The sequence below is a fragment of the Pseudonocardia sp. OZ21 genome (assembly GCF_059359135.1).
Genome location: NZ_JCADBN010000016.1, coordinates 15698 through 41586 on the forward strand (window position 1 = coordinate 15698; position 25889 = coordinate 41586).

The following is a 25889-nucleotide window of genomic DNA, read 5'->3' on the forward strand; positions in this document are numbered from 1 at the left end:
CGTGGCCTGTCGGAAAAGTGTTCCCTACTGTGACTTGCGACATGTTGAGGGCTGCACCACCTCGGACGCGGGGAGCTCACGCCACCGCCCGCCTGCCGCCGAGGGCGGGCTGCCGGGCCCGGCACCCGCCTGTCGATCGAGGCGCCCCGGCTACTGTCCGCCCTGGCCAGAGAGGCCACCACTGCGGAAGCCGGCGCGCCGGTCGGGTCCGGGTCCCTCCGGAAGCAGGGCTAGCGTTCCGCGAAACCGATGATCAAGGGGGAAGCGGTGGCGAACGGACCAGTCGCGGTGGTGACGGGCGCGGGTTCCGGCCTCGGCCGCGTGGTGGCGCGGGCTCTGCTCGGCGCCGGATATCGCGTGGCATTGGTGGGACGCCGGCGCGAGGCGCTCGAAGACACGGCAAACGCCGACCCGGCTGCGGTGGTGTTGCCCGCGGATGTTGCCGACGCTCGGTCCGTTGCCCGGCTGTTCGGCACGGTTCTCGAAACGTGGGGCGGGGTGGATCTGCTGATCAACAATGCCGGCACGTTCGGCCCCGCCGGCAGCCTCGACGAGATCTCGGTGGAGGACTGGACGGCCACGGTTGCCACCAATCTGACCGGTTCGTTCCTCTGCGCGCGGGAGGCGTTCACCGCGATGCGTTCCCAGCAGCCGCAGGGCGGTCGGATCATCAACAACGGCTCGATCTCCGCCCACGCCCCCCGACCGGGGAGTGCCGCGTACACCGCGACGAAGCACGCCATCACCGGTCTCACGAAGTCCATCTCGCTCGACGGGCGGCCCTACCGCATCGCCTGCGGGCAGATCGACATCGGCAACGCGGCCACCGACATGACGGCCGGGATCGCCACCGGCGCGCGCCAGGCCGACGGCAGCGTGCGGCCGGAGCCGACGTTCGACCCCGCCCACGTCGCCGACGCGGTGCTGCTCATGGCCGGCCTGCCGCTCGAGGCGAACGTGCAGTTCATGACCATCACCGCGACGGCGATGCCGTTCATCGGCCGGGGCTGAACGGCCTCGCGTCTAGTGCGCGCGGATCATGCCGCCGTCGCAGCGGACCTGCTCGCCCGTGACGTAGGACGCCGCGGTGCTGGCCAGGAAGGTGACGACCGCGGCGAACTCGTCCGGGGTGCCGTAGCGGCCCACGGGGATCGACGCCTCCACCAGCGCCCGCTGCTCCTCGGGGCTGCTGCCCGAGTGTTCGGCGACAGCACGGTCCAGCACGGCGACCCGGTCGGTGTCGATGCGGCCGGGCAGCACCATGTTGACCGTCACGCCGTCCGCGGCGACCTCGCCCGCGAGGGTCTTGAGGTAGCCGGCCAGCGCGCCACGTGCGGCGTTGGAGGCCACGAGCCCGTTGATCGGCTGCTGCACCCCGGTGGACCCCACCGCGACGATCCGGCCGAAGCCGCGCTCCCGCATGCCCGGCAGCACGGCGGCCACGAGCCGCAGGTGCGGCTGTACCAGGAGGTCGACGGCGGTCGCGAACTGCTCGGGGTTGAAGGCGTCGGCGGTGCCCGGCGGCGGGCCCCCGCCGTTGAGCACCAGCACGTCCACCGGGCCGAAGCGCTGCTCGGCCTCGGCCACCAGCAGCGCGGCGGCGTCCGGGTCGGTGAGATCCACCTCGAGCCCGACGGCCGACGGCAGCTTCGCCGCCTCGGCCTGCACCAGGCCCCCGCGCCGCCCGGCGAGCACGACGTGGGCGCCTTCCGCGGCGAGTGAGCGCGCCACGGCGAGACCGAGCCCGGAGCTCGAGCCCGGCACGATGGCGGTGCGTCCCTGCAGTCCCGTGTCCATGGTCAGGGAGTCAACCACCCGGGCCGCTCAGCGCGGGCGGTACCAGCGGGGTGATGTCGACAGCGGCGGGGTGAGCGCCGCATGTACCGCGACCAGGTGGGGTCCCGCGGTGTCGAGGCTCTTCGTGAGCGCCGCCTCGAATGCGTCGCCGAACCCGTCGACGCGCTCGGCGGGCACCCCGAAGGCGGCGGCGAGCGCGGCGAAGTCGGGGGTGGCCAGGTCGACGCCGCGGGTGGGCACTCCGGCCTGCACCTGGTCGAAGCGCAGCATCCCGTAGCCGCCGTCCTCGACGAGCACGACGGTGAGCGGCAGCTGCTCCTGAACCGCGGTGGCCAGCTCGCCACAGGCGAAGAGGAAACCGCCGTCACCCACCACGGCCACGGCGCGGCCGGGGCCGGCGGCCGCCGCACCCAGTGCGGCGGGGAAGGCGTAGCCGAGCGTGCCCCAGCCCATCGGATAGGCGAGCCGGCGCGGGCCCGGCACCCGGTGGAACCCGGCGACCCAGTAGCCGGCGATGCACATGTCGGCGAGCACGGTGGCGTCGGCGGGGAGGATGCGGTCGAGCGCGTCCAGCAGCTGGGCGGCCTGTGGTTCCTCCTCGCGCACCAGCGCCGTGACCTCCGCGCGCAGGCCGTCGATGCGGGTGGTGACCGGGGCGCCGCCGTCGCGGGGCGCCACCGCCGCGGCGAGCCGTCCCGTCACGGCCTTCGCATCGCCGACGAGCACGTGGTCGGGCCGGTAGTTCTTCGCCGCGTCCTCGGCGTCGACGTTGATCGCGAGCAACGCGGGCGGCGCGGGCATCCGCCAGTTCTGGGTGGTCATGCCGTCGAAGTCGCTGCCGATGGCGACCACCAGGTCGGCCTCGTCCCACAGCGCCCCGATGGCGGGCACGTGCGCCGGACCGGGCACCAGGAACGGGTGGTCGGGCGGGAGCACGCCGCGACCGTTGTAGGTGGTGAGGACCGGTGCCGCGAGGCGTTCGGCCAGCAGCGCCACCTCCGCGCCCGCATCCGCCCGCAGGGCTCCGCCGCCCACCCACAGCAGCGGACGGCGGGCCCGCTCCACGAGCGCCAGCGCGGCCGCGAGGTCGGGCTCCTCGGCTTCCTGCTGTTCGTCCGGCCCGGCCGCCCCAGGCTGCCCGACGGCCGTGAGCAGGTCGGTCGGCACCCCGAGGTAGACCGGTCCCGTCGGCGCGCGCAGCGCTGTCCGCCCGGCCCGCAGCACGTCGCCGTACAGGTCGGCCGCCGTGATGCTCGTGGTGGCCGCCTTCGTCACCGGCGCGAACATGGCGGCCTGGTCGCGGGTCTCGTGCAGCACTCCCCGGTACACGCCGGGACGCCGCAGGGTCGACGGGATGTCGGTGGCGAGCACGAGCACGGGCGCGCCGGACGCCATCGCCTCGCCGGTGGCCCCGAGGGTGTTGGCCGCGCCGGGCCCGGTGGTCACCACCGCGACCCCGAGCCTGCCGGTGGCCCGCGCGTAGCCGTCCGCCGCATACGCGGCCGCCTGCTCGTGGCGCACCCCGACCAGCCGGATCCCGGCGGCGGCCGCCGCCTCCCACACCGGCAGGTTGTGCACGCCGGGCAGCCCGAAGGCGAGATCGACCCCGAGCTCACGCAACGCCGAGACCAGCGCCACCGCTCCGCTGTCGGAGCCGATCCTGGCCACCGCCCACCTCCTGTGACGTCCGGACGGATCGACACTAGGGAGAAGGGGCGCCTGACGGAATGGTCGACGCTGCGATGTCGGGAACGGCGCGGGGACGAGGTATGCGGCCGAGGCGAAGTAGGCTCCCAGACATCCGATGTCCTGGGGAGGTCGAGTGCCGGTCACGGACGAAGCGATCGAGAAGATCAAAGCGATGATCGTCTCCGGGGAGCTGGGCCCCGGGGCGCGGCTGCCCCGCGAGGCCGATCTCGCCGAGCGGCTGGGGCTGTCGCGCAACTCCCTGCGCGAGGCCGTCAAGGCGCTGTCGCTGATCCGGGTGCTGGACGTCCGGCAGGGCGACGGCACCTACGTCACCAGCCTCGACCCGCACCTGCTGCTCGACGCGATGACGTTCGTCGTCGACTTCCATCGCGACGACACCGTGCTGGAGTTCTTCGAGGTGCGGCGGATCCTGGAACCGGCCGCCACCGCGATGGCCGCCCTCGCCATGACCGACGAGGAGATCGACGGGCTGCGCGGCGTGCTCGCCGAACTCGACCCGGAGCCCGACGTCGAGGCCCTGGTGGCGAACGACCTGGAGTTCCACCGCCGCGTGGCGGTGGGCAGCGGGAACACCGTGCTGTGCTCGCTGATCGAGGGCCTGTCGGGCCCGACCACCCGGGCCCGGATCTGGCGCGGGCTCACCCAGGAGGGGGCCGTCGCGCGCACGATCGAGCAGCACACGGCCATCTGCGACGCGATCGCGGCCCGCCAGCCGGACGTCGCGCGGTCCTGGGCCACCGTCCACGTCGCGGGCGTCGAGCAGTGGCTGCGCAGTGCGCTGGGCGCCGCCGACGGCTCGCCCGGAGCGGGCTACAGGCCGTAGACCCGCCGGGCCGTTCCGCCCAGGACGGCCGCGCGCTCGGCGGGGAGCAGTTCGGCGAGCAGGCCATCGGTCGTCGTCCGGACGGCGGGGTAGCCGCCTGCCGGCTCGCACACCGGCCAGTCGGAGCCGAACATCACCCGGTCCGGCCCGAAACATCGGAGCACCAGGTCGGCGTACGGCCGCAGGGTGGCCACGTCCCGGCCGCCGGGTGCCGCCTCGGTGAGCAGCCCGGAGAGCTTGCACGAGACGTTCGGCAACGCCGCGAGCTCGGCGACGAAGGCCGCCCACGGCTCCCACTCGCCGTCCCCGATCCCGGGCTTGCCCGCGTGGTCGAGCACGAACGCCACGTCGGGCGCGGCGCGGGCCGCGGTGAGCGCCGCGGCGCGCTGCGGGGCCCGCACGAGGAGGTCGACGACCAGGCCGTGCCGCCCGGCGGCGGCGATCCCGCGAGCCACGTCGGGACGGGCCAGCCAGCCGGGGTCGGGCTCGTCCTGTGCGAGGTGCCGAACCCCGACGAGCCGGTCCCCGCCTGCCCGGTCGCGCTGCCGCTCCACCTCGTCCCCGACGCCGGGCGCGGTGAGGTCGGCCCAGCCGACGACTCCGGCGACGAGGTCCGACCCGGCGGCCACGGCGAGCAGCCGCTCGCTCTCCGCCGTGGACGCCAGCGCCTGCACCAGCACGGTCGCCCCCACCTCGGGCGGGAGCACGGCGCGCAGGTCGGCGACGTCGTACCGGCGCCGGATGGCGGCGTGCTCCGGAGCGTCGAGCCAGCCGTGCCCCGGATCAGCGGGATCCCACAGATGATGGTGCGCGTCAACGTCCACGGAGGAGGCCCTGGTCGCTCAGGTCCGTCCAGAGGGCGTCCGGGATCCCGGTTCTCGCTGCGGTCACGTTCGCGGCCACCTCCGCCGCGGTGCGGGCGCCCAGCAGCACCGAGGCGACCTCGGGGCGCGCTCCCGCGAACGCGATCGCGGCGGCGGGCAGCGGGACCCCGTGGCGGCGGCAGACGGCGCCGATCGCGGCCGCGCGCTCGCGAACGGCGGCGGGGGCGGGCTGGTAGTCGTACGTGGCGTCCGGGGGCGGGTCGTCCGTGGCGAGCAGGCCGCTGTTGAACACCCCGGCCGCCAGCACGGACACACCGCGTTCCGCGCACGCCGGGAGGAGGTCGTCGGCCGCGGACGGGTCGAGCAGCGTGTACCGGCCCGCGACGAGCACCGCGTCCACCTCGGTCTCTACGACGAACCGGGTGAGCATGGCGGTCTGGTTCATCCCGGCCCCGATCGCGCCGATCACGCCCTGGGCGCGCAGCTCGTGCAGCGCCGGGTAGGCCAGCCCGGCCGCCTCGGCCCAGTGGTCGTCCGGGTCGTGGATCAGGACGAGGTCGACGCGGTCGAGCCCGAGCCGTTCCAGGCTCTCCTCCAGGCTGCGCCGGACGCCGTCGGCGCTGAAGTCCCAGACCCGTCGCAGGTCGGCGGGCACGTCGAAGCCCTCGTCGTCACGGCGGGAGGCGCCGGCGGGGTCGGGCTCCAGCAGCCGTCCGACCTTCGTGGAGATCGTGTACTCGGCCCGCGGGCGACGGGCCAGCGCCGCCCCGAGCCGCCGCTCCGCCAGGCCCAGCCCGTAGTGCGGCGCGGTGTCGAAGAACCGGATGCCGCTCTCCCACGCCTGGTCGATCGTGGCGGTGACGTCGGCCTCGGGCACCACGCGGTAGAGGTTGCCCAGCGGTGCGGTGCCGAGCCCGATCGGGCTGACCGGCACGGCGGAACGTCCCAGCACGGCGGTCACGGCAGCTCCCAGACCTGACGCAGCCCGCGGTCGGTGCCGGAGTAGTCGTCGGCGACGTCGAGCAGTTCCGCCATCCGCGCCTGCCAGGCGACGTTCACCGGGTCGTCGTGCAGCGCGTCGCGCATGGCCCGGTAGTCCTCCACCTCGACGACGTGGAACAGGTCGAGGCCGTCGCGCCAGATCCGCCACGCGTGTACGCCGGCGTCGCGCAGGGCTGCGTCCAGCTCGGGCGGGATCTCGGCGTGGATCCGGTCGTAGTCCTCCTCACGTCCCGGTCGCAGCGTCGTGTGCAGGGCGATCCGCTCCATCAGTCCTGAGCCTTTCCGCTGGTCAGACGGGCCAGCACCAGTGCAACGAGGATCACGAGCCCGTTCACGGCCTGGATCTGGTCGGCCTTCACCTGGGCGAGGGTGAGCACGTTCTGGATCAGCCCGAGCAGCACGACACCGCACAGGGCGCCGAAGAGCGAGCCCTTCCCGCCGTCGAGGCTGATCCCGCCGATCACGGCGGCCGCGAACACGGTGAAGATCATGCCGTTGCCCTGCGCGGCGGCCACCGAGCCGAGCCGGGCGGAGAGCATCAGGCCCGCGAGCGCGGCCAGCGCTCCGGCCACCACCAGCGTCAGCCAGATCACCCGCTCCACGCGGATACCGGCGGCGCGGGCGGCGTCGGGGTTGCCGCCGACGGCATAGAGCGAGCGGCCGACCCTCGTGTAGCCGAGCACGACCATGCCCACCGCGAACGCGATCACGACGATCCAGATGGCGAGCGGAATCGTGGCGATCCGCAGGCTGCCGAGGTCGTCGATCACGGGGATGCGGTTGGCGAGGTTCGAGATCGTCGCGCCGCCGACGATGGCCAGCTGTAGACCGCGCAAGGCGATGAGCATCGCCAGCGTGACGATGAACGCCGAGAGCCGGAACCGCACGATGAGCAGCCCGTTGAAGGCGCCGATCAGGGCCCCGAACAGCACGGCCACCGGGAGCACCGTCCAGGCGGGCCACGGCGCGCCGAGCACCGACGTCTGGCCCACCACGAGGAACACCGCCACAGCTGGCGCGATCCCGACCACGGACTCCAGCGACAGGTCGAACTTGCCCACGATCAGCACGAGCGCCTCGGCCAGCACCACCAGCGCCAGCTCGGACTGGTACTTGAGCACCGTGTCGACCAGGTAGGACTGGCTGAGGAAGACGTCCGGCTTGAGCAGGTAGCCGACCACCAGCAGGGCGATGATCGGCGGGATCAGCGCGAAGTCGCGCAGCCGGGCCAGCCGCAGCCGGTTGGCCGGGCGTCCCGGCTTCGGTGGCGTCACCGGTGCCTGCGGCGCCGCGGTGCTCGTGTCCGTCATCGCTGCTCCCTCTCGGCAGGGGCCGTCCCGTCCGCCGGACCCGGCTCGTCGTCCGGATCCGGAGCCGCCCCGATGCCCTCGATCTCCGCCACCAGGTCCGCCTCCCGCCAGCCCCGCGGGTGCTCGGCGACCAGCCGGCCCCCGACCATCACGACCACCCGGTCGCACAACCGGAGGTCCTCCAGCTCGTCGCTCACCAGCAGCGCGGCGCGGTCCCGGCGGGTCTCCGCGTCGACCGCCCCGAGCAGCGACTCCTTCGAGCGCACGTCCACCCCTGCCGTCGGCTGCACCAGCACCAGCACCGTGGGGTCGTTCGCCAGCGCTCTGGCCATGACGACCTTCTGCGCGTTGCCGCCCGACAGCTCACCGACGGGCTGCCCCGGCCCCGCGGTGTGCACGTCCAGGTCGGCGATCATCCGGTTGGCCCGCTCGTCGCGCTTCTTCGGCAGGACGAAGCCGCCGGGCCCGAGCCGGTCGGTGATCGTCATCGTGGCGTTCTCCGCCACGGAGAGCGCGGGGACGAAGCCGTCGATGTTGCGGTCGCCCGGCAGGTACCCGACGCCGCCGCGCAGAGCGGCGGGCACGTCCCCGGAGCGGATCGCGCGGCCTGCCACGCGCACCGTGCCCTCCCGGGGCCGCAGCCCCACGACGGCTTCGGCGAGCTGCCGCTTCCCGCTCGCCGCCGATCCCGCGACCCCGACGATCTCGCCGCGCCGCACCGTCAGGTCAACGCCGGTGACGATCCCCGGCACGGTCACCCCGGCGAGCTCCAGAGCGGCCTGCGCATCGGTGGGCACCGGCGGGCGGTCCGCGCCGACGTCGACGAGCCCGCGGGCCTCACCGATCATCGCCGCCACCAGTTCGTCGCGGCCCAGCGCGGCGACGTCCGCGTCGAGCACGTAGCGGGCGTCGCGGAACACGGTGACCCGCTGGCAGATCTCGTAGATCTCCGGGAGGTGGTGGGAGATGTACAGGAAGGTGACGCCCTGGGCCCGCAGGTCGCGCAGGCGGTCGAACAGGCGGGCGGTCGCGCGTCCCTCGAGCTGCGCGGTCGGCTCGTCGAGGATGACGAACCGAGCGCCGAGCGAGAGGGCGCCCGCGATCTCGACGAGCTGGCGCTGCTCGACCGACAGCTCGCGGGCCGCCACGTCGGGGTCGACGTGCACCGCCCACTCCTCGAGCAGCTCCGCCGCCTGCCTGCGCAGCAGCCGGGGGGACAGCAGCCCGAACCGCCCCCGTGGCTGGCGGTGCAGGAACAGGTTCTCCGCCACCGAGAGGCCGGGCACGACCGAGGGTTTCTGGTAGACGCAGGCGACGTGCCGCCGCCACGCCGCCCGGTCACCGGCGGCCGGGGCCGGCGTGCCGCCGAACCGCACCTCACCCGCGTCGGCGCGCAGCAGACCGGTGAGCACCCCGACGAGCGTGGACTTGCCGGCGCCGTTGCGCCCGACCAGCGCGTGCGTCTCGCCGGGCGCGACGGTCAGGCGCCCGTCGGCCAGCGCGACAGTGGCGCCGAACCGCTTCGTGACGCCCACCGCCTCGGCGACGGGCACCGGTCCGTCCGCTCGCGGATCCATCGACTCCACCCTCAGGCCGCCGCGTTGCCCCAGAGACTCTTGTCGTCCACGTTGTCCTTCGTGACCAGCGGCGCCGGCAGCTGGTCCTCGAAGCCGTTGGGCAGCTCGATGACGGTGCTGCCGTGGTCGGTCGGGCCCGGTGTCGGGGACACGCCTGCCAGCGCCTGCTTCGCCCAGTACAGGCCGTACTGCGCGTAGAGGTCGGCGGGCTGGGACACCGTCGCGTCGATCTCACCGGCCCGAATCGCGTCGAACTCCTGCGGGATCCCGTCGTTGGAGACGATCGTGATGTGCTTCGGGTCGCCCGGCGGGACGAGCAGGTTGCGCTGCTTGAGCACCTGCAGGGTCGGGTCCAGGAAGACCCCGCCCGCCTGCATGTAGATGCCCTTGATGTCGGGGTCGGTGGACAGCCGGGTCTCCAGCGCCGCCTGGGCCTTGGTGCCCTCCCAGTCGGTGGGCTCCTCGAACACGGTGATGCCGGGGAACTTCGACGTCATGCACTCCTTGAACGCCTCGGAGCGGTCGCGCCCGTTGATCGACGACAGCGCACCCTGGAACTCGACGACCTTGCCGGTGCCGCCGAGCTTCTCGCCGAGGAACTCGCAGGCCTTCTGCCCGTACGCCCGGTTGTCCGCGCGCACCACCATGTAGATCTTGCCGCTGTCGGGCCGGGTGTCGATGCTGACCACCGGGATGCCCCGGCCGGCCAGCTCGTCGAGCTTGGGCCCGATCGCGCCGGTGTCCTGCGGGGCGATGACGAGCGCGCCCGCACCCTGGGTGACCAGGCTGTCGATGTTGCCGATCACCTTCTGCACGTCGTTCTGCGAGTTGGTCGGCCCGGTGACGGTGATGCCCAGCTCCCCGGCCTTCTCCGGGACGTAGCGGGCGTAGGCCGTCCAGAAGTCGGAGTCGGCGCGCGGCAGGTCGACGCCGACCGACGCCGAGGCGCCCCCGCTCGCCGGGGGTGCGCCACCGGGTGTGTCGCGGCTGCACGCGCCCACCGCGAGCAGGAAGGTGGTCGCGGCCAGCGCGCCCACGGCGCGTCGCGCGGGGACCGAAATCATCGTTGATCTCCTCGGCTTAACGGGCTCGGGTCAGTCCTTGCGCGGCCGCAGCCGCAGGCCTTGCATGCCGCCGTCCACGAAGAGGGCGGTGCCGGTGGTGGCGGCCGCCACCGGGCTGGCCAGATAGGCGATGGCCGCGGCCACCTCCTGCGCCGACACCAGCCGGCCCATCGGCTGGCGGGCCTCCAGCGCGGCGCGTTCCGCGGCGGGGTCGTCGGCAGCGTCGAGCAGCCTGCCGACCCACGGCGTGTCGGCGGTGCCCGGGTTCACGCAGTTGACGCGGACGCCATCGGCGACGTGGTCGGCCGCCATCGCGAGCGTGAGCGACTGCACCGCGCCCTTGCTGGCGCTGTAGAGCGCCCGCTGCGGCAGCCCGGCGGTGGCCGCGATGGAGCAGGTGTTGACGATCGCCGCGTTCGAGGACCGGCGCAGGTGCGGCAACGCGGCCCGGCTGAGCCGGACGATGCCGAGCACGTTGACGTCGAGGACACGGTGCCACTCGTCCAGCGAGTTGGTCTCGACGGTGCCCTGCGCCCCGATGCCGGCGTTGTTCACCAGCACGTCCAGGCCGCCGAGGCGCTCGACGGCGGTGGCGACGGCGGCATCCACCGAGTCCTGGTCGGTGACGTCGGCGGTGAGGCCGAGCAGCGGCTCCTCGACACCGGACGGGTCGAGGTCCAGGCAGGCCACCCGCGCCCCGCGCTCGGCCAGGAGCCGCGCCGTGGCCAGCCCGATGCCGGAGCCGCCGCCGGTGACCACCGCGGCCAGCCCCGCGAACTCACCCGCGGGGGCGCTCACAGCGCGCTCCGCTGCGGCTCGCCGGCCCAGACGGCGCCATCGGGGAACCGGTACTCGGCGAGCGTCTGCGGCCGCATCTCGGCGCCGGCACCCGGCGCGGTCGGGACGAGGTACCGGCCGTCCCGCACCACCACCGGGGCGACGAAGTGCTCGTGCAGGTGGTCGACGTACTCGATCACCCGGTCGTCCATGGATCCGGACACTGCGATGAAGTCGAACATGGACAGATGCTGCACCAGCTCGCACAGGCCGACACCGCCGGCGTGCGGGCAGACGGGCACCCCGAACTTCGCGGCCAGCAGCAGGATCGCCACGTTCTCGTTGACGCCTCCGACCCGGGCCGCGTCGATCTGCAGGTAGGACAGCGCGCCGGTCTGGAGAAGCTGCTTGAACACCACGCGGTTGGCCACGTGCTCGCCGGTGGCCACCTTGACCGGCGCGATACCGCGGGCGATGGCGGCGAGCCCGAGCACGTCGTCGGGGCTGGTCGGCTCCTCGACCCACCACGGGTCGAACGCGGCCAGCGCACGGACCCAGTCGATCGCCGAGCCGACGTCCCAGCGCTGGTTGGCGTCGACGGCGATACGGATGTCGGGGCCCACCGTCTCGCGGGCGATCCGCATCCGGCGCAGGTCGTCCTCGAGGTCGGCGCCCACCTTGAGCTTGATCTGGGTGAACCCGTCGGCGACGGCCTCCCGGCACAGCCTGCGCAGCTTCTCGTCGTCGTAGCCGAGCCAGCCGGGGGTGGTGGTGTAGCCCGGGTAGCCCTGCGCCCGCAGCGTGGCCTCCCGCTCCGCGCGGCCCGGCTCGGCCCCACGGAGGATGGCCAGCGCCTCGTCACGGGTGAGCGCGTCGGTCAGGTACCGGAAGTCGACGAGGTCGACGATCTCCTCGGGCGTGAGACCGGCCAGCAGCTGCCACAGCGGCAGGCCGGCCCGCTTGGCCCGCAGGTCCCACAGCGCGTTGACGACCGCGGAGATCGCCATGTGGATGACGCCCTTCTCCGGGCCGAGCCAGCGCAGCTGGGAGTCGTGCACCAGCTCGATCCACAGCGGCCCGAGCGCGTCGAGCGTGGTGTCGAGCGGACGTCCGACCAGCATCGAGCCGATCGTCTCGATCGCGGCGGTCTGCACCTCGTTGCCCCGGCCGATCGTGAACGCGAAGCCGTGGCCCTCGTGGCCGTCCGGGTCGTCGGTGCTGATCACCACGTAGGCGGCGGAGTAGTCGGGGTCGGGGTTCATCGCGTCGGAGCCGTCGAGCTCACGGGAGGTGGGAAAGCGCACGTCGAGGGTGCGCACGGTGGTGATCCGAGCGGTCATGACTGCCCCGCCGAACGAAGAAGCCGCACTGCAACCCCCGCTAGACATCCGATGTATCGCCGATCTTTATACGGCCACCCACCCCGGCGCACAAGGGCGGAGCGGTGTTCCGGGACGGACATCGGACGTCTTTGGACGAGCGGTGGGGGCCGTGTCCGTCCCGTTGCCCTCCCTTAACAGAAACGTCTTACCGAAGTCTTGACACTTCACCCCATGCGGTGGAAATTTTCACCACCTTGCTCCTGCTCGAAAGGTTGTACTGGTGGTGCTCGCTGGATCCGACTCACCCGCCGAGGCGGGCACCGGTCAGCTGCTCGTGCATCTGCGGAGCCTCCTCCCGGGGCTCGCCGGCGCGCTGCGGCAGGTCGGGAACGTGATCCTCGAGGATCCGGCCTGGGCCTCGCGGGCGACGATCGTGGAGCTCGGGGAGCGGAGTGGCACCTCACCGGCCACCGTCACCCGCTTCTGCCGCACGCTGGGCGTGGCGGGCTACACAGAGCTGCGGGTCGGCATCGCCACCGAGATCGGGCGCGCCGACCAGGCAGGCTGGGAGCTCGGTATCGGCGCCGATGTGCTGCCCACCGACCCGATCGACCGGGTGCTGCGCACGCTGGTGGCCGTCGACGTGCAGGCGATGCACGAGACCGCTGCGGCACTCGACCTCTCAGTGGTCGATGCGGTCGCCGACGCGGTGGTGGCCGCGCGGAGGGTCGACTTCTACGCCACGGGCGGCAGCGCCGCGGTGCTCGAGGACCAGCAGCTGCGGCTGTACCGGATCGGCATCGCCACCTGGACGTGGGCCGACGTGCACAACGGGCTCACCAGCGCCGCGCTGCTCGGGCCGGGCGACGTGGCCGTCGCGCTGTCGCACAGCGGCCGCACCACCGAGACCGTCGAGATGCTCGCCGAGGCCGGGCGCCGCGGCGCCACGACCGTGGCGATCACCAACTTCTCCACCTCGCCGATCGCCGATGTCGCGGACCACCTGCTGGGCACCTCGGTGCGGGAGACGGCGTTCCGGGCCGGCGCGATGTCGGCCCGGCACTCCCAGTTCCTGGTGCTTGACCTGATCTACCTGGCGGTCGCGCAACGCACGCACGAGCGCTCCACCGAGGCGTTCGCCCGCACGGCCGCCGCAGTGGCCGCGCATCGCACCCCTTACGACCCGCGCGCGAGGGGCGGTTCCGCACGCTCCGCCGATCCCCGAGGAGCCTGATGACCTCCGAGACGAACACGACGAGCGTCGCCCCCGTGTCCGGCGCAGCCTTTGCCGAGGCCGCCGCGGCCGCGGTGCAGCGGGTGTCCACCGAACAGGCGGACGCCGTCGCGGCGGCCGCGGCGCTGCTGGTCGACGCGCTACGCGCCGGTGGGGTGGTGCAGGCGTTCGGCACCGGCCACTCGCAGGCGCTGGCGATGGAGATCGCCGGACGCGCGGGCGGCCTCGTACCCACCAACATGATCGCCCTGCGCGACCTGGTGATCCTGGGCGGCGAGCCGCCGGACGTGCTGTTCGACGCCCACCTCGAGCGGGATCCGGCCGTCGCCCACCGCGTGTACGACCTGGCGGGCGCGCACCCCTCCGACGTGTTCGTGATGGCGTCGAACTCCGGCGCGAACGGGTCCGTCGTGGAGCTGGCGCGGCTGGTCAAGGAGCGCGGGCACGGCCTCGTCGCGATCACGTCGATGGCGCACAGCTCGCGGGTGATCTCGCGACATCCCTCGGGGCTGCGGCTGTTCGAGCTCGCCGACGTCGTGCTCGACAACGGCGCGCCCTACGGGGACGCCGTGCTGACCGCGGGTGAGATCGCGGTCGGCGGCATCTCGTCGATCACCGCGGCCCTGCTCGCCCAGATGGTGGTGGCCGAGGTGGTCGCCACCATGATCGCCGCGGGCGAGACCCCACCGGTCTACCTCTCCGCCAACATCCCTGAGGGCGACGCCCACAACTCAGTGCTGGAGGCCCGGTACGCCGGGCGCATCCGGCGATCCGCCTGACCGCCCCACCCACAGTCCGTCCGCTCCCCATCGGCACGGCCCGTTCTGTCCGCTCCCCACCCCTCGTGATCAGCAGCATCATCGTCAGCTCAAGGAGACAGCCATGACCCCGTCTCGTCCCCCAACCGGTATCGACCGCCGGCAGTTCCTGCAGCGGCTGGCGGCCGCGGGCCTGCTCGCGGTACCGGGAGCCGGGCTGTTCTCCGCCTGCGCCACCGGAGGCGGGGGCACCACCACCGCCGCGCAGGGCCAGGTCAGCGCCACCAACCCGCTCGGTGTCGCCGCCGACGCCCCACTGGACGTCGTGATCTTCAAGGGCGGCTACGGCGACGACTACGCCATCGCCCACGAGGCGATGTACAAGCAGCTCTACCCGCAGGCGCAGGTCAAGCACTCGGCGAGCACGCAGATCGCGCAGGAGATGCAGCCGCGCTTCGTCGCGGGCAACCCGCCCGACGTCCTGGACGACTCGGGCGCACAGAAGATCGAGTACGCGGTGCTCGTGAACGACAACCAGCTCACCGACCTCGGGCCTCTCCTCGACGCGCCCTCGGCCGACGACCCGAACGTCAAGGTGCGCGACACGCTGCTCCCCGGCGTGATCGAGCAGGGCACCTTCGGCAACAAGTTCGTCATCCTCAACTACGTCTACGAGACCTACGCGCTCTGGTACTCGAAGCCGCTGTTCGAGAAGAACGGCTGGCAGGTCCCCACCACGTGGGACGAGATGATGGCGCTCAGCGAGAAGATCAAGGCCGCGGGCATCTCCCCGTTCACCTACGGCGGGGTCAACGCGGGCGACTACGTGATCGACCTGAACCTGGGCGCTGCCATCAAGCAGGGCGGCCTCGACGTCGTGAAGAACATCGACAACCTGCAGTCGGGCGCCTGGACGCAGGACACGGTGGTGGCGGCGACGCAGCGGCTCGAGGAGATGGTCCGCAAGGGCTACTTCATGCCGGGCTCGGAGGGCCTCAAGCACACCGAGGCGCAGACGGCCTGGGTGCAGGGCAAGGCCGCGTTCTACCTCTCCGGCTCGTGGATCGAGAACGAGATGAAGGGCATCGCGCCGCCGGACTTCGCGATGACCATGGCGCCCGTTCCTGTGCTCGACAGCAGTTCGGCCATGCCGGTCACGGCGCTGCGCACGCAGCCTGCCGAGGCGTTCGTCGTTCCGGCGAAGGCGAAGAACGTGAACGGCGGCATGGAGTACCTGCGGCTGATGCTCTCCCAGCAGGGCGGCGCGAAGTTCGCCGAGCTCACCGCATCGGTGCCGGCGGTGAAGGGCGCCACCGCCGAGGCGAAGAAGACACCGGCGCTGGAGTCGCTCTCGGCCGGTCTGGCGGCAGCCGGTGACAACGTCTTCAGCTGGCAGTTCCGCACCTGGTACTCCACCTACTCGCAGCTGCTCAAGACGGAGACGTCCAACCTGCTCGCCGGCCGGACCGACGCCAAGGGCTATCTCGCTAAGCTGCAGGCGGAGACCGACCGGATCGCCGCCGACTCGAGCATCACCAAGTACCAGCGCTGACCAGCCATGCGCCACGGAAAATACCGGTTCATCGCCAGCTTCCTGGCGATCCCGCTGGTGCTCTACATCGTGTTCGTCGTGTCCCCGTACGCCCAGGCGTTCTACATCTCGATGACCGACTGGCGGGGTTTCTCCGGCCAGCAGAACTTCATCGGCTTCGACAACTACGTCGAGCTGGCCACCGACGGCCGGTTCTGGCGGGCGATGGGGCACAACGGGCTGCTGCTCGTGGTGGTGCCGCTGGTGACGATCGTGTTCGCCCTGTTCCTGGCGGCCGTCACGACCGTGGCCGGCCGTCAGGGCGCGGTCGGCCGTGGCGGGGTGCGGGGATCACGCCTCTACCAGGTGGTGTTCTTCTTCCCCCAGGTCGTCCCGGTGGTGATCGCCGGGGTGCTCTTCGGGTTCTTCTTCAATCCCGACGCGGGCCTGCTCAACGGGCTGCTGCGCGTGGTCGGCCTGGACGGGCTCACGCGGTCGTGGCTCGGCGACACGGCGTTCGCCCTGCCGTCGGTGATGGCCGTGCTCATCTGGGGGGCGGTCGGCTTCTACTACGTGCTGTTCAGCTCGGCGATGAAGTCGGTGCCGCCTGACGTCTTCGAGGCGGCGGTGCTCGACGGCGCGGGCCGGCTGCGCACCTTCTGGAGCATCACCCTGCCGATGATCTGGGACAGCGTCCAGGTCTCCTACATCTACCTGGGGATCATGGTGCTCGACGGGTTCACGCTGCTCCAGGTGATGTTGCCCGACGGCGGTCCGGACTCGTCCACCCAGGTGGTGTCGCAGTACCTCTACCGCAGCGCCTTCACCGACGGTCGGTTCGGCTACGCCTCGGCCATCGGGGTGGCGCTGTGCCTGGTGACGCTGCTGCTGGCCGTCGCCGTCCTGCGGCTGACCCGCCGTCAGCAGACCGAGTACTGAGGAGTACGGCGATGACACTCGGCACGTCCGCGCCGGCCACGGCGCCTCCCGATCGTCCGCAGCGCCGGCCACGACGGCTCGACGACGCCCGCCACAAGGGCTCGACGGGTGAGCGGACGCTCAACGTGTTCACCCACGGCTTCCTCGCGGTGTGGGGGATCCTCGTGGCGGCCCCGCTGCTCTGGGCGGTGCTCACGGCCTTCAAGACCGACAGCGAGATCTTCACCAGCCCGTGGAGCCTCCCCGCGCAGTGGCAGTTCGGCAACTTCGTGCGGGCCTGGACCACGGCCAGCATCGGCACCTACTTCGTCAACAGCCTCATCGTCGTCTGCGCGTCGGTCGTGCTGGTGATGTTGCTGGGGTCGATGGTGGCCTACGTACTGGCCCGCTACGAGTTCCCCGGGCGGGGCGTCATCTACTACGCGTTCATCGCCGGGATGACGTTCCCGATCTTCCTGGCCCTCGTGCCGCTGTTCTTCGTGGTGCAGAACCTCGGGATGCTCGGCACCTACCAGGGGCTGATCCTCGTCTACACGGCGTACGCCCTGCCGTTCACCGTCTTCTTCATGACCGGGTTCTTCCGGACGCTGCCGAGCGCGCTCGCCGAGGCCGCGATGCTGGACGGCTGCTCGCACGCGGGCGTCTTCTTCCGGATCATGCTGCCCTTGGCCCGACCCGGCCTGATCAGCGTGGGCATCTTCAACTTCCTCGGGCTGTGGAACCAGTACCTGCTGCCGCTCGTGCTGATGCCGGACAGCGATCACTACGTGCTCTCGCAGGGGCTGGCGGTGCTGGCGGCGAACCAGGGCTACCGCAGCGACTGGAGCGCCCTGTTCGCCGGCCTGGTGATCGCGCTGCTGCCGGTGCTCGCGGTGTACGTCGTGTTCCAGCGCCGTATCCAGGAGGGACTGAGCGTGGGAGCCATCAAGTAGCGGGGCCGGTGCCGTGGCCGTCGACACGGTGAAAGGGCGGCCACATGCGGCGTACGGTGCAGAAGTGATCGGCTCGAGGGCGAGGCTCCGGGCACTGCGGTGGGGTCTACGTATCGTGTTCGGGCTGCCGCAGCCCGTGAAACGGGTGCTCGCGGGGCATCCGGTGCGGCTCGACGGGCAGGTCCTCGACATGGACCTGCAACTGCTGGGGCGCGTCGACCGGCTGCTGTCCAGCTCCGCGGGCGGCACGGTCGACCAGGCCGCGCTGGCCGAGCAGCGCCGCCAGGCCGACGAGGCGGCCGAGGTGGTCGCGGACGCCGCGCTGGACGACGTCGTCACCGAGGACCTGCAGGTGCCCGGGGGAGCGGGGCCCCGCGCCGCCCGGCTCTACGTCCCTCCGGCCGTGCCCGAGACGGCGGGGCTGATCGTCTACTTCCACGGCGGCGGCTTCGTGATGGGCAGCATCGCCTCCACGGACCCGCTGTGCCGGCTGCTCGCGGCCCAGTCCGGAGTGCGGGTGCTATCGGTCGACTACCGGCTCGCTCCGGAGGACCCCTACCCCGCGGCGCTCGAGGACGCCATCGCCGCCTACCACGGAGCCCGGGAAGCAGCGTCCCACCTCGGCGCCGATCCCGAACTGATCGCGGTGGGCGGCGACAGCGCGGGGGCCAACCTCGCCCTCGTCGTGGCCCAGCAGCAGGCGATGGCCGGTGGCCCGCTCCCGGCGTTCGTCCTCGCGCTCTACCCCGTCACCGATGCCGCGCGCTCCACGCGTTCGCGCGAGATGTTCGGCTCCGGCTTCGGCCTCACCGCGGAGTACATCGCCGAGCTGGAACGCCTCTACCTGCCCGACGGGGTGCCGTCCGACGACACGCGGGGCGCGATCCTGCGCGCCGACGACCTGGCCGGGATGCCGCCCGTCTATCTCTCCACCGCAGGCTTCGACCCGCTCCGTGACGAGGGTGAGGAGCTGGCCGACCGGCTGCACCACGCCGGGGTGCCGGTGGTGGCCCGCCGCTTCCCCGGCCTGGTGCACGGGTACGCCAGCTTCACCGCGGTCAGTGCCGCTGCCCGGGACGCCACCCTCGACGCGGCCAGCGCTCTGCGCGCGGCGCTCACGCTGGTGCGGAGCAGGCACTCGGCGAGGGTCAACGGCCATGCGGTGCTCGACGCGCTGCCTGCCACCGCGCGCACCACCGGAGTGTGAGATCCACCGGTAGCCCTGTTTCGGGCGCTACCGTCACCCAGCACGCGGTTGGTTCGACGAGAAGGACGAGGCGCTGCGACGGCAGTCGCAGCACGGCTGGAGGCGAGCCCGTGGATCGCCAGGACGTCAGCGCCACCCTGCCTTGGATGGGGGCAGGCACCGAGTTCCTCTCCCGCGCCGTCGACGCGTTGCCCGACGACGCCTTCCGCGCACCCAGCACGCTGCCCGGGTGGAGCAGGGCCCACGTCGTCGCCCACGTGGCGCGCAACGCGGAGGCTCTCACCCGGCTCGCCACCTGGGCGCGCACCGGCGTCGAGACCCCGATGTACGCCTCTCGCGAGGAGCGGGCGGCGCAGATCGAGTCCTCGGCGCAGGCCTCCGCCGAGACACTGCGCCGGGAGCTGATCACCACCGCCGACGAACTCGACGCCGCCCTCGCCGACCTCGGCGACGAGGCGTGGCTCGCCGAGGTGCGCACCGCTCTCGGGCGCCCGGTCCCCGCGGCCGAGATCCCCTGGATGCGGGTGCGGGAGGTGTGGGTGCACACGGTCGACCTCGACGTCGGTGCGAGCGTCGACGACCTCCCGCCCGAGGTGGTCGACGCCCTGCTGGACGACGCCACGGCCACCCTGTCGGATCGCGAGGGATGTCCCGCCGCGCAACTGGCGCCGGTCGACCGCGAGCACACGTGGTGGCTCGGCCCGGAGCCCGACCGCGGGTCCGGCTCGCTCGAACTGCGGGGCGAGGCGGCCGCCGTGCTCGGCTGGCTCGTGGGCCGCACGGAGGGCGACGGCGTCGACGCGGTCGGCCCCACCGGCAGGCCGGCCCCGGTCCCGGTCCCGCCGCGCTGGCTGTAGCCCCCGGACATCTGGGAGGTTGACCACTGTGGACGTGGACGAGGTCGTCGCAGCTATCCGGGCAGAGCTACCTCAGCGCATGGAGCGGTGGAACCTGCACGTCAGGTCGGTGTCCGTGCAGGCCCAGGGCGAGTGGCCCATCACCGTGTTGGTCGGATCGACGAGGCCGGTCCGAGTCTGACGGTGGTGGGCCGCACTACCAGCGCCGGAACGCCCGATCCCGCCGCGAGATCGACATGAGCGTGGTTTCGTCCGGAGGAAAGCCCTCTGGTGTCGATCTCGGCACTGTCACCGGGTGCGCCGCGCCGGCTGTAGCCCTCAGACCGGCCAGAAGTAGGCGGACTCAGGATCCGCGTCCGGGAACAGCGGCCCGTAGAACTCCGGATTCTTGCGCACCAGCGCGGACCGGTGGCTGCGGTGCAGGCGCTCGTCACCGAGCCACTCCGGCAGGAGCGACCGTGCGGCGAGCTCTGCCTGGGTCCGTGGCGGCGCCAGGCCGTGCTCGGCGAGGTCGGTGCCGATGGTCGCCGCGCACGTGTCGGCCCGGCCTCGCGCCACCCACTCCGTGCAGACCACGAGCCCGTAGGTCGCGATGCCCTCGGGGTGGCCCGCCCACATCCGCACGGCCGGGTGTCGCTTCCAGCCGTAGGTCGCCCTGGTCACCGCCCGCAGCACCTGCAGTGCCTCCACGCGCTGCTTGCCGAGCCGCAGGTCGTCGAGGACTGCGGCGCTGGCGGCGAAGTCGGGGTAGGGCAGGAACGTCTGCATCTCGCCTACGCCCGCTCGACGAGGGTCACCACACGCGTCAGTGACGGGGCGCGGGGCGTGGATCCGAACCCGAACCGCACGGGCGGCGCCACCGGGGCGAGCGCGCCCTGGTCGGTGCCGTTCCAGGCCGTGGCCGCCGAGGTCAGGCCGTGCAGGTCTAGAGCGGCGTAGTACTCCCTGCGGCCGCCGCCGGCGCTGCCCCTGGTGCGCACCCCCGGCAGCACCCGGCGGGCGACGACGTCCACGGCGCTGATCCACAGCGGGCTCGTCGCCACTGTCCGAGGTACCGCGCGGAGCAGGAGCCCGAGCGGGGGTCGGCCTCCGACCGTGAACGACAGGGCCAGCGGCGCGGCGTCCACCCGCCAGCGCACCCCGTCGATCTCGGCGCGGACCCGGCCCACCCGCACGTCGTCGAACAGGTAGGTGGCGGCCACGAACTCGGCCACCTCCGCCGACGGCGCGAGCAGGACACGGTGCCCGTCCGGCCGCTCCACCATGACGTCGGTGAACGCGCCGAGCGGCGAGCGGGGCCAGTGCCCGACGACCACGCGCAGCCCGGCCGCCGTCCCCAGACCGGCGATCCAGCCGTCGAAGCGGTCGGTCATCGTGCCCCCTCCGGTTCCCCGGGTACTACCCGGAACGCGGCGAGCCACGCCGACCGGTGTTGGGCCGGAGGCTGACGCGGTGGGGGCAGGCCTGCCAGGCTGGGCAGACCGAGGTTCGGAATGTTGAACATGCAAGTAACGTTGATCGCAGCACTGTACGTCCACGAGAAGGAGGACCCATGCCACAGCCAGAGGGTGCCGAGCTCGAAGCCGTGCGCGCTCGTCGAGTCGCGCTCAAGGAGCGGTACCTGCGCCCGGTCGGTGAGCGCCCCACCACGACGGTGCGGGGCGTGCACCACCTCGCGCTGGTCGCGCGCGACGTCGAGGAGACGATCAAGTTCTATCAGGACCTGCTGGGGTTCCCGCTCGTCGAGCTGGTGGAGAACCGCGACTACCAGGGGTCGAGCCACTTCTTCTTCGACATCGGCAACCGCAACCTGCTCGGTTTCTTCGACTTCCCCGGGCACGACCATCCCGACTACTCCGAGACGATCGGAGCCGTCCAGCACCTCGCGCTCTCCACCTCGCCGGAGGAGTTCGACGCGGCCCGCAAGCGGCTCGACGAGGCCGGCATCTCCTACCTGGGCCCGGACCGGGGCGTCGAGGACAGCCTCTACATCCGCGACCCCAACGGGGTGGGCATCGAGTTCTACAGAGAGGAACTCGGCGTATTCGCGGGGGAGCCACTGCTCTCCTCCTGAGGCCCGCTGAGCGAGAAGTGGCGGCGGTCACGCAACCGCGGGGCGACCCGATGCGTCCTTTGCTGTAGGACAACTGCGCCGCGTGACCACTGCCACCGTTCATCGGTGCGGGGCCGCGGGGGGATGGGGTCAGCATGAACGGTGAGTACCGAGGACGGGGCGGCCAGCCGCCGCCGGCACACCCTTCGGGGCGGCCGCCGCGGCGCGGTGGTGGCCCCGGCTGGGGGCAGCCGCAGCGACCCCGGCCCCAGCAGGCCGGTCCGCCGCCCGGTGTACGGCCCGGTCCGCCGCGGGCGCTGCGCGACACGGCGCTGCTCCCGTCGGACCAGGTCGGGCCCCAGTACCGGTCTCCCCAGTACCGGGGTCCCGCCGTCCCGGTCGCGCCCCCGCCACGGCGCCCGGTGGGCGCCCGTCCGGTTCGCCGGCCGCGGTGGGGACGACGGATCGGCATCGCGCTGCTCGTTCTGCTGCTGCTCGTGGTGGGTCTCGGGGTCTACGTCGACACGAGCCTCAACCGCGTGGCGGCCCTGCCGGCCGACAGCACGGCCGAGTCGAAGGGCACCAACTGGCTGATCGTCGGGTCGGACAGCCGGGCCAACCTCACGCCGGAGCAGCGCGCCGAGTTCGCCACGGGCGACCCGGAGTCCGAGCTCACCGACACGATCATGCTCCTGCACACCGGGAGCGGCCCCACCACGCTGGTCAGCCTCCCGCGCGACTCGATGGTCGACATCCCAGGCAAGGGTCGCCACAAGATCAACTCGGCGTACGGGCGCGGCGGCGGTGCCGACGGCGGTGGCCCCGAACTGCTGGTGCGGACGGTCGAGCAGGCCACCGGCCTGCGCATCGACCACTACGCCGAGATCGGGTTCCTCGGTCTCGTCTCGATGGTGGACGCCGTCGGTGGCGTCGACCTCTGTGTCCCCGAGGCGATCAAGGACCCCAAGGCCGCGCTGGACATCAAGGCGGGCTGCCAGACCCTCGACCAGGCCACCGCGCTGGGCTACGTCCGCACCCGCGCCACCGCCACGTCCGACTTCGGGCGGGTCGAGCGGCAGCGCGCCTTCATCTCCGCGCTGCTCGACAAGGTGACGAGCCCGGCCACGCTGCTCAACCCGTTCCGGGTGGTGCCGCTGGCCACGGGACTGTCCAGCGCGATCACCGTGGACGACGGCGACCACGTGTGGAACCTCGCGAGCCTCGGGCTCGCGATGCGCGGGCTGAAGGACGGCGTCTCCACCACCGTGCCGGTGCGCGACGGCGTCGTGAACTGGGACCGTCAGCGCGCAGGCGCGCTGTTCCAGGCGATCGCCGACGACGAGCGGCCCCCGGCCAACGCCCTCGGCCCCTGAGCCGGCTGATCGCTGCGAGATCCGCGTTTCGGCCCTCCGAAGGGCGAAAGCCTGGATCTCGCAGCGATCAAGCCGGTGTCAGGCGGGCTTGCGGGTGCGCTTGCGCGGAGCGGGAGCCTCGTCCTCGTCGGTCTTCTTCTTGGCCGCGGGCTTGCGGGCAGGCGCCTTCTTCTTGGCGCCCGCGTTGTTCGACGACCCGCTCGTGGACGCGGGCGAGGCGGCGCCCGCCCCGGATCCGGCCCGGGCGGCCTCCACGCTCGCCTGCAGGGCGCTCAACAGGTCGGTCATGCTGTCCGGGCCCTCGTCGCGCTTCGCGGCCACGGGCGCAGGCCGGGTCTCGCCGGTGGTGCGTTTGCGATCGATGAGCTCCACCACGGCGTCGCGGTACTGGTCGTGGAACTGCGCGGGGTCGAACTCGGCGCCCAGGCTCTCAACCAGTGAGGCCGCCATCGTCAGCTCCTGGGGCCGCAACTCGACCTCGGCGTCCAGGATGTCGAACTCGGGCTCGCGCACCTCGTCGGGCCACAGCATCGTCTGGAGCACGATCGCCTTGTCGCGCACCCGCAGCAGCGCCATGCTCTCGCGCTGCCGCAGCGCGACCTTGACCACGGCCATCCGGTCGGTCTGCACCAGCGCCTCGCGCAGCAGCGCGTAGGGCTTGGCCGCCTTGGCGTCGGGCTCGAGGTAGTAGCTCTTCTCGAACAGCAGCGGGTCGATCTGGTCGGCGGGGACGAACTCGATGACGTCGATCTCGTGGCCGGTGGCCGTGGGCAGCGAGTCGAGATCCTCCTCGCTGAGGGTGATCAGCTCGCCGTCGTCGGTCTCGTAGCCCTTGACGATGTCGGCGTACTCGACCTCCTCGCCGTCGATCGAGCAGGTGCGCTTGTACTTGATCCGTCCACCGTCGGCCGCGTGCACCTGGTGGAACCGGACGTCGTGGTTGGTCGTGGCCGAGTACGCCTTGACCGGCACGCTGACCAGACCGAACGAGACGGCGCCGCTCCACATCGCGCGCATGCAGGCCCCTGTTCCCTTCGCCGGTAACCGAGTTGGCAATATGTGTGAATCTCTCCCGAGTGCCAGCATGACGGCGTGCAGCCCATGCTCGCCACCCCTGGAGCCCTTCCGGACGGCCCGGAATGGGTGTTCGAGGTGAAGTGGGACGGCATGCGGCTGCTCGCCGACGTCGCCGACGGGCATGTCCGGCTCGCCAGCCGCACCGAGCGTGACGTCACGGCGAGCTTCCCCGAGCTCGCCGAGCTCGCCCGGCTCGCGCCCGACGTCCTGCTCGACGGGGAGGTCGTGCTGCTCGAGGGCGGTGTGCCGAGCTTCCCGGCGCTGCTCGAACGCATCCACGGCCCCGTCCTGCCGCGGACCGTGCAGGCGCGGCCGGTGACCTACATGGTGTTCGACGTGCTGCGCCTCTACGGCGTCCCGCTGCTGGACCGCCCGCTCGAGGAACGCCGGGCCACCCTCGAACGCCTCGACCTCGCCGCCGTGCCGGTGCTCTCGCTGTCGCCGACGTACTCCGACGGCCACGCTCTGTTCGAGGCTACCCGCGAACGGGGGATGGAGGGCGTGGTGGCGAAGCGGCGCGACGGCGTCTACCGGCCGGGCCGCCGGGGCCCGGGCTGGAGAAAGGTCACCCACCGGCAGACGCAGGTGTGTGTCGTCGGGGGATGGCGCGCGGAGCGTGCAGGCCCCGGCCGTATCGGGTCGCTCCTGCTCGGTGTCCCCGACGGCGCCGGGCTGCGCTTCGCGGGCCGGGTCGGGTCCGGTCTGGCCGGGGAGACGGCCCAGCGGGTGCTGCGTGACCGCCTCGTCGAGGTCGAGCACCCGCCGTTCTCCGAGCGGCTGCCCCGCCCCGACGGTGCGGGCGCGCACTGGTGCGATCCGCAGACCGTGGTGGAGGTGGCCCACACCGGCTGGACCGAGGGTGGACGTCTGCGGCAACCGGTGTTCCGCGGGGTCCGGGACGATCTTGATCCCGATCACGTGCGGCAGGAGGCGTGATCGCTCACGGGACTGGCCGATCTCCCCGGTGCGGTGCAGGATGTGCCCCGTCGCATGCTCCAGAAGGGGGCGCCCACGTGCCTGCGCCAGTACACCTGCCGCCCACCACTCTGGCGAGGTGCGCGGCGTCACGCGCGCCGTTCGCCGTCCGCGCTCGTCTACGGTGGTGCCGATGACGACGATGCTCACCTGGCAGGCCGACGGCGGCCACGGGCTCGAAGGTGCGCGCCTCCTGCTACAGCCCCACGGCTACCGTGCGCTGGGCCGGATGGTCCGGGCCGAGCCCGGCAACGACTTCACGGCTTCCTACCGGCTGATCGTCGGCGAGGGCGGCGAGATCGTGCGGCTCTCGGTCACCGCGGCCACCGCGGAGCGGGAACGGCACCTGACGATCAACCGCACCGACGACGGCGTCTGGCTCCTCGACACCGGTTCGGGCGGCGGAAGCACCCGCACCGACTTCGCAGGCGCGGTCGACGTCGACCTCGAGTACAGCGCGATGTTCAACACGCTCCCGATCCGCCGTCTCAACCTGCATCGTGAGGCCGCCGAGCAGACGATGGCGATGGTGTTGGTGTCGCTGCCGGATCTCGGGGTGCAGGTGGTCGAGCAGACCTACCGCACGGTGTCGGCGCTGGACGAGGCCACCGGCCACGCCGTGGTGGAGTTCCGCAGCGGCGACTTCGTCGCGGAACTGGTGGTGGACGCCGACGGCGTCGTGGTCACCTACCCCGGCATCGCCACCCGGCTCCTGCCCGGCGTCACGCCGGCGGCGGGCTGAGGCTC

26 protein-coding genes are annotated in these 25889 nt (G+C 72.4%); 13 read left to right on the forward strand and 13 right to left on the reverse strand.

Translation table 11 applies throughout. The features are described from left to right. Positions 1-267: 267 nt before the first annotated feature. Entirely contained in the window at positions 268-1011 is a 744-nt protein-coding gene (locus AC5L35_RS29275; protein WP_495062948.1) for an SDR family oxidoreductase, read from the forward strand. A gap of 12 nt (positions 1012-1023) precedes the next feature. Here AC5L35_RS29275 and AC5L35_RS29280 read toward each other — a convergent pair whose 3' ends face one another. Together AC5L35_RS29280 and AC5L35_RS29285 are read right to left on the reverse strand one after the other, a co-directional pair. Then, the gene (locus AC5L35_RS29280) at positions 1024-1797 is read right to left on the reverse strand and encodes an SDR family oxidoreductase (protein WP_495062949.1); all 774 of its coding nucleotides are present in this window, start codon (positions 1795-1797) and stop codon (positions 1024-1026) included. Positions 1798-1824: 27 nt separating this feature from the next. Continuing rightward, positions 1825-3456 carry a thiamine pyrophosphate-binding protein gene (locus tag AC5L35_RS29285; RefSeq protein WP_495063112.1) on the reverse strand — a complete coding sequence of 544 codons (1632 nt, stop codon included), beginning with the start codon at positions 3454-3456 and terminating at the stop codon, positions 1825-1827. Between the two features lie 163 nt (positions 3457-3619). Here AC5L35_RS29285 and AC5L35_RS29290 point away from each other — a divergent pair, with 163 nt between their 5' ends. Further along, positions 3620-4330: a FadR/GntR family transcriptional regulator gene (locus AC5L35_RS29290; protein ID WP_495062950.1), complete on the forward strand. Its 711-nt coding sequence runs from the start codon at positions 3620-3622 to the stop codon at positions 4328-4330. On the opposite strand, the gene AC5L35_RS29295 is transcribed toward AC5L35_RS29290, so the two are convergent. Genes AC5L35_RS29295 through AC5L35_RS29330 form a run of 8 tightly spaced genes read right to left on the reverse strand, consistent with a single transcriptional unit; the run spans position 4318 to position 12224 of the window. After that, on the reverse strand, positions 4318-5154 hold the full coding sequence (locus tag AC5L35_RS29295) for an amidohydrolase family protein (protein WP_495062951.1): 837 nt from the start codon (positions 5152-5154) through the stop codon (positions 4318-4320). The genes AC5L35_RS29290 and AC5L35_RS29295 overlap by 13 nt on opposite strands. Then, complete coding sequence (locus AC5L35_RS29300) at positions 5144-6115, reverse strand: aldo/keto reductase (protein ID WP_495062952.1); 972 nt, start codon at positions 6113-6115, stop codon at positions 5144-5146. The genes AC5L35_RS29295 and AC5L35_RS29300 overlap by 11 nt, the downstream gene beginning before the upstream one ends. Beyond that, the gene (locus AC5L35_RS29305; protein WP_495062953.1) at positions 6112-6423 is read right to left on the reverse strand and encodes an L-rhamnose mutarotase; all 312 of its coding nucleotides are present in this window, start codon (positions 6421-6423) and stop codon (positions 6112-6114) included. The genes AC5L35_RS29300 and AC5L35_RS29305 overlap by 4 nt, the downstream gene beginning before the upstream one ends. Next, positions 6423-7466 carry an ABC transporter permease gene (locus AC5L35_RS29310; RefSeq protein ID WP_433277573.1) on the reverse strand — a complete coding sequence of 348 codons (1044 nt, stop codon included), beginning with the start codon at positions 7464-7466 and terminating at the stop codon, positions 6423-6425. The genes AC5L35_RS29305 and AC5L35_RS29310 overlap by 1 nt, the downstream gene beginning before the upstream one ends. Beyond that, the gene (locus tag AC5L35_RS29315) at positions 7463-9043 is read right to left on the reverse strand and encodes a sugar ABC transporter ATP-binding protein (protein WP_495062954.1); all 1581 of its coding nucleotides are present in this window, start codon (positions 9041-9043) and stop codon (positions 7463-7465) included. The genes AC5L35_RS29310 and AC5L35_RS29315 overlap by 4 nt, the downstream gene beginning before the upstream one ends. An 11-nt stretch (positions 9044-9054) precedes the next feature. Then, the gene (locus AC5L35_RS29320) at positions 9055-10107 is read right to left on the reverse strand and encodes a sugar ABC transporter substrate-binding protein (protein ID WP_495062955.1); all 1053 of its coding nucleotides are present in this window, start codon (positions 10105-10107) and stop codon (positions 9055-9057) included. A gap of 30 nt (positions 10108-10137) precedes the next feature. Then, positions 10138-10905, reverse strand: coding sequence for an SDR family NAD(P)-dependent oxidoreductase (locus tag AC5L35_RS29325; RefSeq protein WP_495062956.1), 768 nt, complete (start codon positions 10903-10905; stop codon positions 10138-10140). Next, positions 10902-12224, reverse strand: coding sequence for an L-fuconate dehydratase (locus AC5L35_RS29330; RefSeq protein WP_495062957.1), 1323 nt, complete (start codon positions 12222-12224; stop codon positions 10902-10904). Before AC5L35_RS29330 ends, AC5L35_RS29325 begins: the two co-directional genes overlap by 4 nt. Positions 12225-12486: 262 nt before the next feature. Between AC5L35_RS29330 and AC5L35_RS29335 the strand changes: the two genes are divergently transcribed. The 7 genes from AC5L35_RS29335 (at position 12487) to AC5L35_RS29365 (ending at position 19664) form a co-directional block, all read left to right on the forward strand. Next, positions 12487-13440 (forward strand): MurR/RpiR family transcriptional regulator, encoded by a 954-nt coding sequence (locus tag AC5L35_RS29335; RefSeq protein ID WP_495062958.1) that lies wholly within the window; start codon positions 12487-12489, stop codon positions 13438-13440. After that, positions 13440-14219 carry a sugar isomerase domain-containing protein gene (locus AC5L35_RS29340; RefSeq protein ID WP_495062959.1) on the forward strand — a complete coding sequence of 260 codons (780 nt, stop codon included), beginning with the start codon at positions 13440-13442 and terminating at the stop codon, positions 14217-14219. Before AC5L35_RS29335 ends, AC5L35_RS29340 begins: the two co-directional genes overlap by 1 nt. Positions 14220-14322: 103 nt before the next feature. Further along, positions 14323-15750 carry an N-acetylglucosamine/diacetylchitobiose ABC transporter substrate-binding protein gene (gene ngcE / locus AC5L35_RS29345; protein WP_495062960.1) on the forward strand — a complete coding sequence of 476 codons (1428 nt, stop codon included), beginning with the start codon at positions 14323-14325 and terminating at the stop codon, positions 15748-15750. A gap of 6 nt (positions 15751-15756) precedes the next feature. Further along, complete coding sequence (locus AC5L35_RS29350) at positions 15757-16668, forward strand: carbohydrate ABC transporter permease (RefSeq protein ID WP_495062961.1); 912 nt, start codon at positions 15757-15759, stop codon at positions 16666-16668. 11 nt (positions 16669-16679) lie between these two features. Next, positions 16680-17600: a carbohydrate ABC transporter permease gene (locus tag AC5L35_RS29355; protein ID WP_495062962.1), complete on the forward strand. Its 921-nt coding sequence runs from the start codon at positions 16680-16682 to the stop codon at positions 17598-17600. A 64-nt stretch (positions 17601-17664) separates the two neighbouring features. Beyond that, positions 17665-18807 carry an alpha/beta hydrolase gene (locus AC5L35_RS29360; RefSeq protein ID WP_495062963.1) on the forward strand — a complete coding sequence of 381 codons (1143 nt, stop codon included), beginning with the start codon at positions 17665-17667 and terminating at the stop codon, positions 18805-18807. A gap of 110 nt (positions 18808-18917) precedes the next feature. After that, on the forward strand, positions 18918-19664 hold the full coding sequence (locus tag AC5L35_RS29365) for a maleylpyruvate isomerase family mycothiol-dependent enzyme (RefSeq protein ID WP_495062964.1): 747 nt from the start codon (positions 18918-18920) through the stop codon (positions 19662-19664). A 318-nt stretch (positions 19665-19982) separates the two neighbouring features. Here the strand turns inward: AC5L35_RS29365 and AC5L35_RS29370 are convergent, their stop codons facing one another. Beyond that, on the reverse strand, positions 19983-20432 hold the full coding sequence (locus AC5L35_RS29370; protein WP_495062965.1) for an MSMEG_6728 family protein: 450 nt from the start codon (positions 20430-20432) through the stop codon (positions 19983-19985). A gap of 5 nt (positions 20433-20437) precedes the next feature. Continuing rightward, complete coding sequence (locus AC5L35_RS29375) at positions 20438-21037, reverse strand: hypothetical protein (protein WP_495062966.1); 600 nt, start codon at positions 21035-21037, stop codon at positions 20438-20440. A 179-nt stretch (positions 21038-21216) separates the two neighbouring features. Between AC5L35_RS29375 and AC5L35_RS29380 the strand changes: the two genes are divergently transcribed. Together AC5L35_RS29380 and AC5L35_RS29385 are read left to right on the forward strand one after the other, a co-directional pair. Then, positions 21217-21738 (forward strand): VOC family protein, encoded by a 522-nt coding sequence (locus tag AC5L35_RS29380; RefSeq protein ID WP_495062967.1) that lies wholly within the window; start codon positions 21217-21219, stop codon positions 21736-21738. Positions 21739-21872: 134 nt separating this feature from the next. Beyond that, a complete protein-coding gene (locus AC5L35_RS29385; RefSeq protein WP_495062968.1) occupies positions 21873-23090 on the forward strand; it encodes an LCP family protein in 1218 nt (405 codons plus the stop codon). Positions 23091-23168: 78 nt separating this feature from the next. Here AC5L35_RS29385 and ku read toward each other — a convergent pair whose 3' ends face one another. Further along, positions 23169-24107, reverse strand: coding sequence for a non-homologous end joining protein Ku (gene ku / locus AC5L35_RS29390; RefSeq protein WP_495062969.1), 939 nt, complete (start codon positions 24105-24107; stop codon positions 23169-23171). An 84-nt stretch (positions 24108-24191) separates the two neighbouring features. On the opposite strand from ku, the gene ligD reads away from it, so the two are divergent. Next, positions 24192-25103: a non-homologous end-joining DNA ligase gene (gene ligD / locus AC5L35_RS29395; protein ID WP_495063113.1), complete on the forward strand. Its 912-nt coding sequence runs from the start codon at positions 24192-24194 to the stop codon at positions 25101-25103. 172 nt (positions 25104-25275) lie between these two features. After that, on the forward strand, positions 25276-25884 hold the full coding sequence (locus AC5L35_RS29400; protein WP_495062970.1) for a putative glycolipid-binding domain-containing protein: 609 nt from the start codon (positions 25276-25278) through the stop codon (positions 25882-25884). Positions 25885-25889: the final 5 nt, after the last annotated feature.